The sequence below is a fragment of the Nocardioides hankookensis genome (assembly GCF_042658885.1).
Classification (GTDB): Bacteria; Actinomycetota; Actinomycetes; order Propionibacteriales; family Nocardioidaceae; genus Nocardioides; species Nocardioides hankookensis.
This window is the reverse complement of sequence record NZ_JBHSRJ010000003.1, coordinates 237,947-252,558: the sequence shown is the minus strand read 5'-3', so window position 1 is coordinate 252,558 and position 14,612 is coordinate 237,947. Positions and strand designations below refer to the sequence as shown.

General features: G+C 72.6%; 14 protein-coding genes. 6 read left to right on the top strand and 8 right to left on the bottom strand.

Translation table 11 applies throughout. The features are described from left to right. Positions 1-14: 14 nt before the first annotated feature. Positions 15-929: a cation diffusion facilitator family transporter gene (locus tag ACFPYL_RS06335; protein ID WP_379151830.1), complete on the top strand. Its 915-nt coding sequence runs from the start codon at positions 15-17 to the stop codon at positions 927-929. On the opposite strand, the gene ACFPYL_RS06330 is transcribed toward ACFPYL_RS06335, so the two are convergent. From ACFPYL_RS06330 to ACFPYL_RS06320, 3 genes are read right to left on the bottom strand one after another with little or no spacing between them, the layout of a single operon-like run. After that, entirely contained in the window at positions 926-2,674 is a 1,749-nt protein-coding gene (locus ACFPYL_RS06330) for a sugar phosphate isomerase/epimerase and 4-hydroxyphenylpyruvate domain-containing protein (RefSeq protein WP_379151827.1), read from the bottom strand. The two genes, ACFPYL_RS06335 and ACFPYL_RS06330, sit on opposite strands and share 4 nt — an antisense overlap. Continuing rightward, positions 2,671-3,519, bottom strand: a complete 849-nt coding sequence (locus ACFPYL_RS06325; protein ID WP_379151824.1) for a shikimate dehydrogenase — start codon at positions 3,517-3,519, stop codon at positions 2,671-2,673. Before ACFPYL_RS06325 ends, ACFPYL_RS06330 begins: the two co-directional genes overlap by 4 nt. After that, positions 3,516-4,883, bottom strand: coding sequence for an MFS transporter (locus ACFPYL_RS06320; protein WP_379151821.1), 1,368 nt, complete (start codon positions 4,881-4,883; stop codon positions 3,516-3,518). The genes ACFPYL_RS06325 and ACFPYL_RS06320 overlap by 4 nt, the downstream gene beginning before the upstream one ends. A gap of 66 nt (positions 4,884-4,949) precedes the next feature. Here ACFPYL_RS06320 and ACFPYL_RS06315 point away from each other — a divergent pair, with 66 nt between their 5' ends. Then, complete coding sequence (locus tag ACFPYL_RS06315) at positions 4,950-5,945, top strand: LacI family DNA-binding transcriptional regulator (RefSeq protein ID WP_379151818.1); 996 nt, start codon at positions 4,950-4,952, stop codon at positions 5,943-5,945. A gap of 126 nt (positions 5,946-6,071) precedes the next feature. On the opposite strand, the gene ACFPYL_RS06310 is transcribed toward ACFPYL_RS06315, so the two are convergent. Genes ACFPYL_RS06310 through ACFPYL_RS06300 form a run of 3 tightly spaced genes read right to left on the bottom strand, consistent with a single transcriptional unit; the run spans position 6,072 to position 8,124 of the window. Continuing rightward, positions 6,072-6,851, bottom strand: a complete 780-nt coding sequence (locus tag ACFPYL_RS06310) for a helix-turn-helix transcriptional regulator (protein ID WP_379151815.1) — start codon at positions 6,849-6,851, stop codon at positions 6,072-6,074. Between the two features lie 3 nt (positions 6,852-6,854). Next, positions 6,855-7,316 (bottom strand): SRPBCC family protein, encoded by a 462-nt coding sequence (locus ACFPYL_RS06305; RefSeq protein ID WP_379151812.1) that lies wholly within the window; start codon positions 7,314-7,316, stop codon positions 6,855-6,857. Positions 7,317-7,326: 10 nt separating this feature from the next. Next, positions 7,327-8,124, bottom strand: coding sequence for a LuxR C-terminal-related transcriptional regulator (locus ACFPYL_RS06300; protein WP_379151810.1), 798 nt, complete (start codon positions 8,122-8,124; stop codon positions 7,327-7,329). A 239-nt stretch (positions 8,125-8,363) separates the two neighbouring features. On the opposite strand from ACFPYL_RS06300, the gene pdhA reads away from it, so the two are divergent. Genes pdhA through ACFPYL_RS06280 form a run of 4 tightly spaced genes read left to right on the top strand, consistent with a single transcriptional unit; the run spans position 8,364 to position 12,846 of the window. Beyond that, positions 8,364-9,530: a pyruvate dehydrogenase (acetyl-transferring) E1 component subunit alpha gene (gene pdhA, locus ACFPYL_RS06295; RefSeq protein ID WP_379151807.1), complete on the top strand. Its 1,167-nt coding sequence runs from the start codon at positions 8,364-8,366 to the stop codon at positions 9,528-9,530. Further along, a complete protein-coding gene (locus tag ACFPYL_RS06290) occupies positions 9,527-10,507 on the top strand; it encodes an alpha-ketoacid dehydrogenase subunit beta (protein WP_379151804.1) in 981 nt (326 codons plus the stop codon). Before pdhA ends, ACFPYL_RS06290 begins: the two co-directional genes overlap by 4 nt. Positions 10,508-10,516: 9 nt before the next feature. Then, positions 10,517-11,893, top strand: coding sequence for a dihydrolipoamide acetyltransferase family protein (locus ACFPYL_RS06285; protein ID WP_379151801.1), 1,377 nt, complete (start codon positions 10,517-10,519; stop codon positions 11,891-11,893). Positions 11,894-11,898: 5 nt separating this feature from the next. Further along, positions 11,899-12,846, top strand: a complete 948-nt coding sequence (locus ACFPYL_RS06280) for a DUF2804 domain-containing protein (protein ID WP_379151798.1) — start codon at positions 11,899-11,901, stop codon at positions 12,844-12,846. 10 nt (positions 12,847-12,856) lie between these two features. Here the strand turns inward: ACFPYL_RS06280 and ACFPYL_RS06275 are convergent, their stop codons facing one another. Further along, positions 12,857-13,726 (bottom strand): patatin-like phospholipase family protein, encoded by an 870-nt coding sequence (locus ACFPYL_RS06275; protein ID WP_379151795.1) that lies wholly within the window; start codon positions 13,724-13,726, stop codon positions 12,857-12,859. 9 nt (positions 13,727-13,735) lie between these two features. Beyond that, a complete protein-coding gene (locus ACFPYL_RS06270; RefSeq protein WP_379151792.1) occupies positions 13,736-14,545 on the bottom strand; it encodes an SDR family oxidoreductase in 810 nt (269 codons plus the stop codon). Between the last annotated feature and the right edge of the window lie 67 nt (positions 14,546-14,612).

Here is a 14,612-nt window from a genome sequence, read left to right as displayed (position 1 = left end):
CCTAGGCTGGCCTGATGGGACACGACCACGGGCACGCCGCCGGCCGAGCGGAGGACCGCGCCCGCCTGCGCTGGGTGCTCGGCGTCACCGTCGTCGTGCTGGCCTTCGAGGTCGTCGGTGCCTTCGTCACGGGCTCGCTGGCCCTGCTCGCCGACGCCGGGCACATGGCCACCGACGCGGCCGCCGTGGTGCTCGCGCTCGGGGCGTCGTACGTCGCCTCCCGGCCGGGCGGCCCGCGCTCCACCTTCGGGCTGCACCGCGCCGAGATACTCGCCGCGATGGTCAACGCCCTGGTGCTGCTGGTGGTCTGCGGCTACCTCGCGTACGCCGGGATCACGCGCCTCGCCGACCCGACCGCGGTCGACGCCGGCCCGATGATCGCCTTCGCGGCGGTCGGCCTGGTCGCCAACGCGGTCTCGCTCGTGATCCTGAACCGGTCGGACACCGGCTCGCTCAACCTGCGCGGCGCGGCCAACGAGGTGCTCGCCGACCTGGTCGGCTCGATCCTCGCCGTGGTGGCCGGCGTCGTGATCCTGCTCTGGGGCTGGGAGCGCGCCGACTCGATCGCCTCGTTGCTGATCGCGGTGCTGATCCTGCCGCGCTCGCTGGTGCTGCTGCGGGAGTCGGCGTCGGTGCTGCTCGAGAACGTCCCGGCCGGCATGGACCTCGACGACGTGCGCCGCCACCTGATGGAGATGCCCGGCGTCGTCGACGTCCACGACCTGCACGCGTGGACGATCACCAGCGGCATGCCCAGCCTGTCGGCGCACGTGACCGTGACCCAGGAGGCCCTGGACGCGGACGGCGTCGGCGGCATCCTCGACCGGCTCGCGGCCTGCACGGCCGAGCACTTCGACGTACGCCACTCGACCTTCCAGGTCGAGCCCGTCACCCACCAGGACCACGAGGACCTGGGCGAGCTGCACTAGCGTCGCTGGGCCGCCAGCCGCACGTGGGTGCCGGCGGAGCCGTAGCCGTCGTACCCGCCGCGGCGCTCGAGCACCTCGACGTGGAAGCCGGGGGCGAGCGGGGCGGTGAAGGCGTGCAGGAGCTCGCCGTCGCCGGCGCGGTCGTAGAGCAGCCCGTGCTCGCGCAGGTCGGCGAGCAGGTCGGGCGGCAGGGCGAAGCGGGCGTCGAGGTCGACGTAGTAGTTGGCCGGCACCGGCATGAGGGGGACGCCGGCGGCGCGGAGCGCCCGCACCGTGGCCCGGACGTCGGGGCTCGCGAGGGCGACCTGGGTGATGCCGGAGCCGGCGGCGCGCTCCGACTCCTCGACGTTCACGACCATCCGCAGCGAGCCGAGGGCCGGGCGGAAGGCGCGGCTGCGCAGCCGGCCGTGCGGCTCCATGAACTCCTCGGCGGCGCCGGCGTCGAGCGCGAGCAGCGTGCGCAGGAACGACACCTCCTCGTTGAGCCGGAGGTCGGGGACGGCGACCACGACGTGGTCGATCCCGAGGAGGTCCCCGTGACCCGCGCCGTCGGTGGCCTCGAAGTCGCCCCGCCAGTCGTCGGCGCCGCCGGGTCGGTCGCTGACGAAGACGTGCAGCCCCGACGGTGACGTGATGCCGGGCAGCAACGCCTCGCCCGAGCCGCGGGTGCGGTCGACGGCGGGCCACAGCAGCGCCTTCGCGCGCTCGGCGACCCCGGACACGGGGGCGGCGACGACACCCAGCGCCGGATCGGTGGCCGCGCCGTCGTTGACGACGACGTGCGCCTCGCCGTTGCGCCACCACGTCACCGGCTTGCTGCGGTGCTGACCCGCAGGCGCGAAGCCGAGCGCCGTCAGCAGCGGAGGTACGGCGGGGGAGCCGGGCACCTCGAGGAAGGCCGGGTCGACGGCGTCCGGGGCGGGAGGCAGGGCGGTCGCGCCGAGCTGCTCCTCGAGGAAGACGAGCGACCGCATCGCGTCCCGCGCCGTCACCGCCGGGTCGGCCTCGCGGACGACGTCGCTGAAGACCTCGAGCGAGACCGGTCCGTGGTACCCGGTCGCGAGGGTCGCGGCCACCACGCCGACGACGTCGAGGGTGCCCTCACCCGGGAAGCAGCGGAAGTGCCGGCTCCACTCGAGCACGTCCATGTCGAGCAGCGGCGCGTCGGCGACCTGGAGGAAGCCGATCCGGTCGCCCGGCACCCCGGCCAGCGCCGACCCGTCGTCGCCGCGCGAGAGCAGGTGAAAGGTGTCGACCGCGAGGGTCACGGCCGGGTGGTCGGCCCGGCGTACGACGTCCCAGGCCTGGCCGACCCGGCTGACGTGACGGCCCCAGGCCAGCGCCTCGTAGGCGATGGTGACGCCCTGCTCGGCGGCCAGCTCGCCGAGCGCGTGCAGCTGGGCGGCGCTGAGGTCGGGGTCGTCGACCGTGTCGGCGCCGACGTTGGAGCAGCACAGGACGGTCGTCGCGCCCAGGTCGGCCATCACGGCGAGCTTGGCGCGGAACCGGTGCAGCACCGCGTCGAAGCGCTCGGGCGGGACACCCTCGACGTCGCGCACGGGCTGGAAGAGGTCGATCGAGAGGCCGAGGTCGGCGCAGCGGGCCGCGACCTCGCTCGGCGACAGCGGCGAGGCGACGAGGTCGTTGTCGAAGACCTCGACGCCGTCGAAACCCGCCGCCGCGATCGCGTCCAGCTTGTCGGCCAGGACGCCGCTGAGGGAGACGGTGGCGATCCCGCGCCTCACGCGACCAGCTCCGCGAAGTGTCGCGACATCCGCGCCGCGTCCGCGGCGCGCCCGGTGAAGAGCTCGAACGCACCCACGGCCTGGTGCACCGCCATCCCGCCGCCGGGCACGACCCGGCAGCCGAGGGCGCGGGCGGTGCGGACCAGCTCGGTGTCGAGCGGGAAGTAGACGACGTCCGAGACCCAGAGGTCGGGCCGCACCAGGGTCTCCGGCACCGAGGAGCCGGGGTGACCGTGCATGCCCACCGGGGTCGCGTTGACCACGCCTCGTGCGTCGTCGAGGGCGCGCGCCAGGTCCGTGACGGGGGTGACCCGGTCGTCGCCGTACCTCTTGGCGAGCCGGATCGCGCACGCCTCTGCCCGCTCCGGGTCGCTGTCGAGGACGGCGACGTGCTCGGCGCCCTGGTCGAGCAGCCCGTAGCCGACCGCGACCCCGGCGCCGCCGGCGCCGACGACCAGTGCCCGTTCGTGGACCGCGTCGGGGAGAGCAGTCCGGAACGCCGCGGCGTACCCGGACCAGTCGGTGTTGCGACCCAGGCGGCGGCCGTCCCGGAACACCACGGTGTTGACGGCGCCCAGGTCGGCGGCGTCGTCGGAGAGGTCGTCCATGAGCGGTAGCACCGCCTGCTTGAACGGGTGCGTCACGTTGAGACCGTCGAACCCGAGCCGCTCCGCCCAGTCGAGCAGGTCCGGCAGGTCGTCGGCGCCGAAGCCGCGCTGCTCGGCGTCGATGATCCGGTAGCTCAGCGCCAGCCCGTGCTCGTGGCCCTCGCGCTCCTGCATGGCCGGGGTGAGCGAGGCGGAGATGCCCTCGCCCACCAGGCCCAGGACGAACGAGGTGCTCATGCGTGCACGGGGACGGACGGCGTGTGCCGCGCGGCCGGTGCCGGGCGGACGCCGATCTCGCGGGTGGGGATCTTGTGGGTGCCGCTCGGGCCGGTCAGCACCGCGATCGCGGAGACCACGCAGGCGCCGGCGGCGAAGAGCGCGACCTTGTACCAGTTGTCGGCGTCCCCACCCATCAGCGCACCGGCGATGGTCGGGGTGAAGCCGGCGAGCGCGAAGCCGAACTGGGTGCCGATCGCCATGCCTGACAGGCGGACGCTGGTCGGGAAGTACTCGGCGTACGTCGCGGGCCACACCGCGTTCGGCATCGAGTAGACGACGCCGGCGAGCGCGACGCCGAGGACGAACATCAGCGCCACCTGACCGTGCGCGATCGCGCCGAGGAACGCGACGACCAGCACGGCGCTGCCGAGCAGCCCGGTCACGAAGACGGGCTTGCGGCCGATCCGGTCGGACAGCCGCGCCCAGAACGGGATGACGGCGATGGCGACGAGGTTCGCGACGATGGCGAGCCAGAGCATCGTGTCCTTGCTGATGCCGATGTCGTAGTCGTCGGACGTCGCGAAGTTGAGGGCGAAGACCGCGAACATCGTGTTGACGGTGGCGATGAAGGCCGCGAAGAACACCCGGACCACCGCGTGCCAGTGGTCCCGGAAGAGGCAGGCCAGCGGAGCGCGCGGGGTGGTGTCGGCCTCGCTCTCGGCCTGGAACTCCGGCGTCTCCTCGAGCCGGCGGCGGATCACCAGGCCGGCGACGACGACGACCGCGCTGATCCAGAACGGGATCCGCCAGCCCCACGACTGCAGCTGCGCGTCGGACAGCACCGCAGCGAGCGGCAGGAACACCGCCGGCGCCAGGATCTGACCGCCCTGGGTGCCGCTCAGCGTGAAGCTGGTGAAGAAGCCGCGTCGGTCGTCGGGGGAGTGCTCGAAGGACATCGAGTTGGCGCCGGCCTGCTCGCCGGCGGCCGAGAGGCCCTGGAGGATGCGCAGCGCCACCAGCAGGACAGGAGCGAGGATGCCGACCGCGCCGTACGTCGGCAGGCAGCCGACCAGGAACGTCGAGACGCCCATCAGCAGGATCGTGCCGATCATGACCTTCTTGCGGCCCAGCCGGTCGCCGATGTGCCCGAGGACGAACGAGCCGATCGGGCGGGCGACGTACGCGACGCCGAAGGTGGCGAACGCGGCGACGGTCGCGGCGGTGTGGTTGCCCTCCGGGAAGAAGATGTCGGGGAAGACCAGCGCCGCGGCGGTGCCGTAGATCGCGAAGTCGTAGTACTCGAGCGCACTGCCGAACCAGGCGGCGATCGCTGCCTTGCCCGGGGTGCGGGTCGGCTCGGTGGCCGTGGTCGGTGTCGTCATGTCGTCGAGGTTGGGGTGGTGCGCGTCACATGGCAAGCGTTTGCCATTTGTTGCCATGATGGGCGGGTGCCTCCTCGCAAGCGTGCCACGATCGTCGACGTCGCTGCGGCGGCCGGCGTCGCGACCTCGACCGTCTCGCGAGCGTTCACCAACCCGAACCGGGTCAACCACCGCACTCGGGAGCACGTGCTCGCGGTCGCCGTGGAGCTCGGCTACGCGCCCAACCCGGCGGCCCGGGCGCTGGAGTCGGGACGCACGAACACCCTGGCCCTGCTGGTCCCGGACATCACGAACCCCTACTTCTCGGGCGTCATCAAGGGTGCCGAGCGGGCGTCGGCCGCGGCCGGGCTGACGCTCGTGCTCGGCGACACCCAGGAGAACGCCGCGACCGAGGAGCAGCTGATCGCGCGGCTCGGGCCGGCCGTCGACGGGTTCGTGCTGAGCGCCTCGCGGCTGCCCGACGACGAGCTGCGCCGGGCCGCCGAGCTGAACCCGATCGCCCTGGTCAACCGGGCGACACCCGGGCTCGCGTGCGTGGTCGCCGACTTCGACACGGGGACCCGCCAGATCGTCGACCACCTCGAGTCGCTCGGCCACGAGTCGCTGGTCTTCCTGGGCGGTCCTCCCGAGTCGTGGTCGGGTGCGCGTCGGTGGGCCGGGCTGCGCGCGGCCGCCGAGGCGCGCGGGATGGGGGCGACCCGGTTCGGTCCCTACACGCCGACCCTGGCGGGTGGTCCGGCGGCCGCGGACGCGGTGGTGGGCGCCCGGGCCACGGCCGTCGTCGCCCACAACGACATGCTCGCGATCGGGGTGATGATCCGCCTCGCCGAGCGGGGGGTCGCCGTGCCGGACGACGTCAGCGTCATGGGCTTCGACAACATCGTCGGCTCCGACTTCTGCAGCCCGACGCTCACGACCCTGGCCGAGCGCACCGAGGATGCCGGAGCCCGCGCCGTGGAGGCGGTGGTGGCCCAGGTGGTCAAGCGGACCGAGGACCCGCCGACGCGGGTGCTGCCGACGCAGCTCGTCGTACGCCGGTCCACCGGCGCCGTGCGCGGCTGAGGAGCGAGCAGCGCGAGAAGGGAGTCGGCCAGCTCCCCCGCAACCGGCCGACTCCACCCAGCCGACATGTCACACGACGACGGGCCGGTCCGTCATGCGGGTTGCAGGTTCCTGCAACCGGGCGGCTCAGGACTCGCGGTCCCACATCTGGACGCGGACGCCGGCGGCGAACCGGGACTTCACGCCGAGAGCCGCCAGGATGGCGGCGACCTCGGAGCGGACGGTCCGGACGCTGACTCCGAGGGACGCCGCGACGGCGTCGTCGCCGAGGTCGGACGCCAGCAGGGCGACGATCTGACGCTGACGCCTGGTGAGCACGTCCAGGTGGGAGATCCCCGCGTCCTCGACCGGGATCGCGGAGGCGACGATCGCCTCCCAGTAGCGCCAGGCGGCCTCCAGGCAGGGGCCGGACCGGATGGCCATGACCGAGACGACGCCGTCGATGATCGGTCCGTCGAGCACCACGGAGCGCCGGTCGATGATCTTCATCTGCACGGGTGCCCGGCCGAAGAGGTAGTCGCCGACGGGTTCGTTCGCAAGCATCAGCCGGGCGTCCGTGTCGAGGCCGAAGTAGTCGAAGACGCTCACCATCCGGATCCCCGACTCGAGCCGGGCCCGGTTGATCGGCAGGCCGGCGCGGAGCTGGGTCAGCGACGCCGTCGGTCGCACGGAGAGGACCTCGCGCCACGTCATCGAGCCGGTGTGCAGCCACTCCTGCACGGCGGCGAGCCCGACGGCGACGACCTCGCCGTCGGACAGCTCGCCGCGGGCGGCGAGCGCCGCCGCCTCGCTACGGCGCAGCTGCAGGACCGCCGCCGCGTCGTTGACCGCCTGGATGGCCTCGACGCTCATCCGCGTCATCGGGCCGTGCCCGATCCCGGGCGGGAGGTCGCGCGGCGTCGACATCGATCAGCCCGCCTCCGCGGCGGCGTCGGCCTCGGCGGCGGCCTTGAGGTTCACGAGCGTCTGCTCGATGCCCCGGGTGTGTCGCTTCGGGTAGCCCATGGCGCCCAGGACCCACTTCGTGACGCCGTTGCAGTGGCTCAGGTCCCAGGTCTCGGTGACCAGCGTGGTCCCGTCGGCCTGCGCCGCGAGCTCGTAGCGCCAGCGGTGCGTGCCGATGTGGCGCCACGCGATCAGGCGGTCCTCCTCGAGCTCGACGACCTTGTTCTTGATCCGGTACGGCGCGCCCATCTTCATGTCCATGCCGAACTCCGAGCCGAGCTCGAGGCGCTCGGGCCCGGAGAGCGAGCCGCGCACGGTGCCCGACCCGTCGATGCGGGCGTGCTGGCGGGGGTCGGCGAGGATCGCGAAGACCGTGGCGGGGGAGGCGGCGATCGTGGTGCTGGCGGACACGTTCGAGGCAGGCATGCGTTCCAACCTAGGGAGCCGCGGCTGTGTCGTCGTCCTCGTCGTCCCAGATCGTGAGCCGAACACCGGCCGCGAAGCGCGACTTCACCCCGAGTGCGTCCAGGACCCCGGCGACGTCGCCCCGGACGGTCCGCACGCTCACGCCCAGGGCCGACGCGATGGCGTCGTCGCTCAGGTCCGCGGCGAGCAGCGCCATCACCTGACGCTGCCGCGCGGTCAGTCGGTCGACACTGCTGGAGCGGGGGGTGAAGGGGATGGTGTGGGCCATGGCCGTGCGCCAGTAGTGCCATGCGGCGTCGAGGCATCCCGGCGCGGTGACCTTCATCAGGCTGATGTCGCCATCGATCACGGGACCCTGGATCAGCAGGGTCCGGCGGTCGACGATCTTCATCTGGACCGGTGCCACCCCGAAGAGGTACGTGCCGACGGGCTCGTTGGCCAGCAGCACCTTCTCCTCGTAGCCCGTGCCCTCGTGGTCGAAGAGGCTGGTCATCCGCGTGCCCGACCTGAGGACGGAGCGGTTGAGCGGCAGGCTCTCCCGCAGCTGGGCGCTGCTGACGCTGGGAGTCGTGGAGACCAGCTCGCGGGTCTGACGGCTGAAGTCGGCGAGCCAGTCGAGGATGGCGCCCATGCCGGACGCCACGACCTCCGCCCCCACCTGCTCCCCGGCCGCCGCGCGGGCGGCGAGGTCGGCTCGGCGCACCTGCAGTGCGGCCGCGGCGTCCTCGACCTCCTGGGCCGCCGCCTTGGAGATCGCGCGACGACCCGGGGACCGACGGACTCCGGCACGTTGCGCGGCATCGCTCATCGCTGCTCCCGGGAATGTCGGATGAACAGAAGGAAGTGTCGGTCGCCGACCCGGTCGTCGCAAGCGGAGCGGCGATGGCGGGGGCCTGATTGGCGGTGCCCCCGGACGCGCGGGTACGTTTGCGGCTGCACGATTGTGTTCCGGGTCACAGGCGCACCACCCCCGCACCTGAGTCCCCGGCGTACCTGACCTCGGCAGGCGGAGACCCCGCCCGCGCCGAACACCCCGAAGGAGTGCACGTGACGCAGCAGGAAGCAGGAGACGGCTTCGGTCCGGACCTCGTCGAGGTCTTCGGTCCCTCCCAGCAGGACGGTGGCCCGGAGCTGGTCCAGCTCCTCACTCCGGAGGGCGAGCGCGTCCACCACCCGGAGTTCGACCTCGACTTCTCCGCCGAGCAGCTGCGCGGCTTCTACCGCGACATGGTGCTGACCCGGCGGATCGACGTCGAGGCCACGGCCCTCCAGCGCCACGGCGAGCTCGGCATCTGGGCCCAGCTGCTCGGCCAGGAGGCCGCCCAGATCGGCGCCGGCCGCGCACTGCGTCCGCAGGACTTCGTCTTCCCGACGTACCGCGAGCACGGCGTCGCGTGGTGCAAGGGCGTCGACCCGCTCGACCTGCTCGGCCTCTTCCGCGGCGTCGACCAGGGCTCGTGGGACCCCGCCGAGAACAACTTCGGGCTCTACACGATCGTGATCGGCGCGCAGACGCTGCACGCCACCGGCTACGCGATGGGCATGCAGCGCGACGGCGTGGTCGGCACCGGCGACCCGGACCGTGACGCGGCCGTGATCGCGCACTTCGGCGACGGGGCCTCCTCGCAGGGCGACGTCAACGAGGCCTTCATCTTCGCGGCGTCCTACAACGCACCTGTCGTCTTCTTCTGCCAGAACAACCAGTGGGCGATCTCCGAGCCGATCGAGCGCCAGACCCGAATCCCGCTCTACCAGCGGGCTCTCGGCTTCGGCTTCCCCGGCGTCCGCGTCGACGGCAACGACGTCCTCGCGACGAACGCCGTCACGCAGGCCGCGCTCCAGCGCGCCCGCGACGGCCAGGGCCCGACGTTCGTCGAGGCGTACACGTACCGGATGGGTGCGCACACGACGACCGACGACCCGACGCGCTACCGGCTCTCGGACGACCTCGAGCGCTGGAAGCTCAAGGACCCGATCGCCCGGGTCGAGGTCTACCTGCGCCGCAACGGCCTGGCCGACGACGAGTTCGTCGCGACCGTCCAGGCGGAGGCCGACGACCTCGGCGCCCGCCTGCGTGAGGGGTGCAAGGCGCTGCCGGACCCGTCACCACTCTCGATCTTCGACCACGTCTTCACCGAGCTCACCGAGGAGCTCGAGGACCAGCGCGCCGGCTTCGAGGCCTACCTCGAGTCCTTCGAGGGGGCACAGGCATGACCGAGAAGATCACGTTGGCCAAGGGCCTCAACATGGGCCTGCGCAAGGCCATGGAGGACGACCCCAAGGTCCTGCTCATGGGCGAGGACGTCGGCAAGCTCGGCGGCGTCTTCCGGATCACCGACGGGCTCCAGAAGGACTTCGGCGAGGACCGGGTCATCGACTCGCCGCTCGCCGAGTCCGGCATCGTCGGCACCGCCGTCGGCCTCGCTCTGCGTGGCTACCGGCCGGTCGTGGAGATCCAGTTCGACGGCTTCGTCTACCCGGCGTACGACCAGATCGTCTGCCAGGTCGCGAAGATGACCTTCCGCAGCCAGGGCAAGTCCAAGATGCCGATGGTCATCCGGATCCCGTTCGGCGGAGGCATCGGCGCGGTCGAGCACCACAGCGAGTCGCCGGAGGCGCAGTTCGCGCACACGCCCGGCCTCAAGGTGGTCGCCTGCTCCAACCCGGTCGACGGCTACTGGATGATCCAGCAGGCGATCGCGTGCGACGACCCGGTGATCTTCCTCGAGCCGAAGCGGCAGTACCACGCCAACAAGGCCGAGCTCGACGACTCCGTGACGCCCGAGCCGCTCTTCACCTCGAAGGTCGTGCGCCGCGGCGGTGACGTCACCGTGCTCGCCTACGGGCCGACGGTCAAGACGGCGCTGAAGGCCGCCGAGGCGGCCGCGGGCGAGGGCAAGTCGCTGGAGGTCATCGACCTGCGCACGCTCTCGCCGCTCGACCTGGGGCCGGTCTACGAGTCGGTGCGTCGCACCGGCCGGGCCGTGATCACCCACGAGGCGCACGTCAACCTCGGCATGGGTGCCGAGGTCGCCGCGCGGATCACCGAGCAGTGCTTCTACTCGCTCGAGGCTCCGGTGCTGCGGGTCGGCGCCTTCGACACGCCCTACCCGCCGTCGCGGATCGAGGAGGACTACCTCCCCGACCTGGACCGGGTGCTGGACGCCGTCGACCGCTCGCTCGAGTTCTGAGGAGGCCCTGTGCCTGAGTACAAGCTGCCCGACGTGGGCGAGGGCCTCACCGAGGCCGAGATCGTGGTGTGGAAGGTCAAGGTCGGCGACGTCATCGCGATCAACGACATCGTCGTCGACATCGAGACGGCGAAGTCGATCGTCGAGCTGCCCTCGCCGTACGCCGGCGAGGTCACCGCGCTGCTGGTCGCCGAGGGTGAGACCGTCGCCGTCGGCACGCCGATCATCGCGATCGGGGAGCCGGTGTCCGACGCCGCCACCCCCTCGCCGGAGATGGACCTGAGCAACCCGGCCGCCTCCGGCGGCGTCGAGGGCGAGTCGCTGGTGGGTCGCAACAAGGCGGACCGCGGTCCGGTGCGCCGGGCGCGGAAGGTGCCGACCGGCGCCGTGGCCGCGCACATGCAGACCCAGGCCGCGTTCGAGCCCGGCGCCGCCCCGATGGTCGAGGCCGTCGAGGCGCCGGCCCCGACGCCGGAGGTCGCGCCGGCGCCGGCCGCCGTACGCACGCTGGCGAAGCCGCCGGTGCGCAAGCTGGCCAAGGACCTCGGCGTCGACATCACCACGCTGACGCCGACCGGCCGCAACGGCACGGTCTGCCGCGAGGACGTCGAGGCCGCCGCGGGCTCGACGGTGGTTGAGGAGGTTGCGCAGCAACCGTCTCGAAACCCCGTCACCGCGGGCGCCCGCGAGACCCGCGAGCCGATCAAGGGCGTGCGCAAGATGATGGCGCAGGCGATGAGCCAGTCGGCCTTCACCAGCCCGCACGTCACCGAGTGGATCACCGTCGACGTGACGCGCACGATGGAGCTGGTCGAGCGGCTCAAGGCGCGCCGCGAGCTGCGCGACGTCCGCGTCAACCCCCTGCTCCTGCTGGCCCGCGCGACGCTGCTCTCGATCCGGCGTACGCCGGAGATCAACTCCTGGTGGGACGAGGCGGCCCAGGAGGTCGTCTACAAGAGCTACGTCAACCTCGGCATCGCCGCGGCCACCCCGCGCGGGCTGGTCGTGCCGAACGTGAAGGACGCCGAGCGACTCTCGCTGGTCGACCTGGCCGGCGCGCTCGGCGAGCTGGTCGACACGGCGCGTTCGGGCAAGACGCAGCCGACCGACATGAGCGGCGGCACGTTCACGATCACCAACGTGGGCGTCTTCGGCGTCGACGCCGGCACGCCGATCATCAACCCGGGTGAATCGGCGATCCTCTGCTTCGGCGCGGTCAACAAGCGCCCGTGGGTCGACGAGGCCACCGGCGAGATCGTGGTGCGCGACGTGACGACCCTGGCGCTCTCCTTCGACCACCGCCACATCGACGGGGAGAAGGGCTCGCGGTTCCTCGCCGACGTGGCCGGGATCCTCCAGGACCCCGGGACCGCTCTGCTCTACTAGCGCGCGTGGAACGCGAGATCATCGGCGCTGTCGACCTCTGCCTGCCGAACGGCCGGCTGAACCCGGACGCCGTCGGCTGGTCACGGCAGCCGGTGGTGCGCGCGAACCTGCGCGGGTGGGGGCGGGCGAAGCGCTGGGAGTACTGGGGCGTCGTCACGCCGCGGTGGTGCGTCGGCCTCGTCGTCTCGTCGTTGGACTACGCCGGGGTCTGCTCGCTGTGGGTGCTCGACCGCGAGACCGGTGACACCTGGGAGGCCGAGGCGGTGCCGCCGCTCGGGCGGGGCGTCACCCTCCCCGCGTCGTACAGCGGCACCGCGTCGGTCGTCGCGAAGCACCTCTCGATCGAGGTCTCGGACGATCGGCTGCGGGCCAGCGCACCCGGGGTCGAGGTGGACCTGGCGGTCGGTGCGGGCGGGGAGTGCCTGGGGGTCGCGGTGCCGTGGAGCAGCAGGCGCTTCCAGTACACCGTCAAGGACGTCTCCCGACCCGTCTCCGGGACGCTGGTGCTGGACGGCACGTCGTACGACGTGGGCTCGGGCTGGGCGGTGCTCGACCACGGGCGCGGCAAGTGGCCCTACGCGATCACCTGGAACTGGGCGGCGGGCTCGGGCGAGGGTCGCGGGATCACGCTCGGCGGGAAGTGGACCGACGGCACCGGGATCACCGAGAACGGGCTCTTCGTCGACGGCCGCCTGCACAAGATCGGCGACGAGCTGACCTGGGACTACGACCCCGACGACTGGCAGCGGCCCTGGCGGATCCACGGGGCGCGGGTGGAGGCGGTGTTCACGCCGTGGCACGAGAAGGTCTCGCGCACCGATCTCGTGGTGCTCGCCGGGGAGACGCACCAGTGCTTCGGCGACTGGAGCGGGTGGGCGCTCGCCGACGACGGCGAGCGGGTACCGCTGGACGGCCTCGTCGGCTGGGCCGAGGAGGCCCGCAACCGCTGGTGAGCGGTCGCCGTCAGTGGCCAGAGGCGTCGAGCGCCTCGGCGGTGAGGCGCTGGCCGAGCTCGATCATCTCGTTGGCGCGGTGAAAGTCGAGCGAGCGCGCGGCCGAGACCGGGACCGTCACCAGGACGTCGGGCGGCAGGCCGGCCATCCGGTAGCGGGAGACCAGGCCCTGCATGGCATCCATCGACAGCCCGACGACGTCGGAGATGCGGAGGTCGTCGAGGGGGTCGGGCGGCTCCTTCTCGCGGCCGACCGTACGACGTACGCGCTCGACCAGCTCCTCGCGCCAGGTGGGCTCCGCCGGCTCGCGGGCGGGGGTGCTCTGCTCGCGGGCGTCCCGCTCGCCCTGGAGGGAGATGGCGACGGTGAGGTCGGCGGCCGAGGCCGCTGTCGGCTCGATGGGGATCGGGTTCATCAGGCCGCCGTCGGCGAGGAGGCGGCCGTTCATGACGACCGGGGTGATGACGCCGGGGATCGCGATCGAGGCGCGGATCGCCGAGACCAGCGGCCCGCGCTGGAACCAGACCTCGCGACGCGCGCGCAGGTCGGTGGCGACCGCGGTGAACGGGATCGGGAGCTCCTCGATGAGACGCTCCCCGGCGATCCGCTCGACCTCCGCGAAGATCCGGCCGGCGCCGATGGCACCGCCCGCGGACCACTTCGGGTCGAGCAGCCGGACCACGCCGCTCGAGGTCAGGGTGCGGGCCCAGGCGGTGTACTCGTCCAGCACACCCGCGGCGTACAGGCCGCCCACCAGCGCGCCCATCGACGAGCCGGCGACGGCGACGACCTCGTGCCCGCGCGACTCGATCTCGGCGATCGCGCCGATGTGGGCGTAGCCACGGGCGCCGCCGGAGCCGAGGACGAGGGCGACGCGCACGCCTCGAGCCTACGGCTCGATGCCGGTGACCTCCCAGCCCTGTGGGGCGATCGGGTGCAGCATCGCGTCGGTGCCGCCGTCGACGAACAGGCAGACGCCGACGATGCCGGTGGTCGTCAGCAGGAAGGCGATCGCCGCAGCGACCTCGTCGGGGAGGTTGGTCCGCCCGATCGCGTTCGGGTAGGCGTCGATGGCCGAGCCGAGCAGCGGGTCGGCGCGCATCTCCTCGACCATCGGGGTCTCGGTCGCGCCGGGGGCGACCGAGTTGAGCCGGATGCCGGCGCCCGCCCACTCGGGCTTCACGCCCTCGCGGCGTGCCCACCAGGCCAGCGCCGCCTTGCTGGAGGGGTAGACCATCACCGCGTCGACCTTGGCGGCCTCCGACCGGGCGAGCTCCTCGTCGTCGCGCAGGCACGCCTGGGCGACGGGCGCGTTCCAGCCCGGCATGCCGGTGATCGAGTTGGAGGCGAGCAGCACCACCCCGGCGCCGTCGTCCTCGGCACCCTTCGTCAGCTCGGCGTGCAGGCCAGTCACGAGCGCGACGGCGCCGAAGAAGTTGATCGAGACCAGCTGCGCCGAGTCCGTGCCGGTGCGGCCAGCGATCCCCGCCGCCGGCACCAGCCCGTGGACCGCGTCGGTGAGCGCGCGCACGCCGGCGACCGCCTGCGCCCGTCCCGCGGCCGTCGCAAGGTCGGCCGGCACGTCCACGTCGGTGCCGGGCCGGTCGATGCCGATCACCCGGTCGCCCCGGCCCCGCAGGAGTGCTGCCGTCGCCGCCCCGATCCCCGAGGCGGCCCCACTCACGACGTACGTCTTCATGGGTCGGACTGTAACGCGTTCTAGTTCTAGTGGCTCGAGCTCGTCGGGCGGCGGACCTGACTAGACC

What these genes read in the sequence shown, in the direction of transcription:
- ACFPYL_RS06290 (WP_379151804.1), top strand. Translation starts at nt 9,527, where the DNA reads ATGACCGAGAAGATCACGTTGGCCAAGGGCCTCAACATGGGCCTGCGC.
- ACFPYL_RS06310 (WP_379151815.1), bottom strand. Translation starts at nt 6,851, where the DNA reads ATGTCGACGCCGCGCGACCTCCCGCCCGGGATCGGGCACGGCCCGATG.
- ACFPYL_RS06335 (WP_379151830.1), top strand. Translation starts at nt 15, where the DNA reads ATGGGACACGACCACGGGCACGCCGCCGGCCGAGCGGAGGACCGCGCC.
- ACFPYL_RS06325 (WP_379151824.1), bottom strand. Translation starts at nt 3,519, where the DNA reads ATGAGCACCTCGTTCGTCCTGGGCCTGGTGGGCGAGGGCATCTCCGCC.
- ACFPYL_RS06300 (WP_379151810.1), bottom strand. Translation starts at nt 8,124, where the DNA reads ATGAGCGATGCCGCGCAACGTGCCGGAGTCCGTCGGTCCCCGGGTCGT.
- ACFPYL_RS06270 (WP_379151792.1), bottom strand. Translation starts at nt 14,545, where the DNA reads ATGAAGACGTACGTCGTGAGTGGGGCCGCCTCGGGGATCGGGGCGGCG.
- ACFPYL_RS06320 (WP_379151821.1), bottom strand. Translation starts at nt 4,883, where the DNA reads ATGACGACACCGACCACGGCCACCGAGCCGACCCGCACCCCGGGCAAG.
- ACFPYL_RS06305 (WP_379151812.1), bottom strand. Translation starts at nt 7,316, where the DNA reads ATGCCTGCCTCGAACGTGTCCGCCAGCACCACGATCGCCGCCTCCCCC.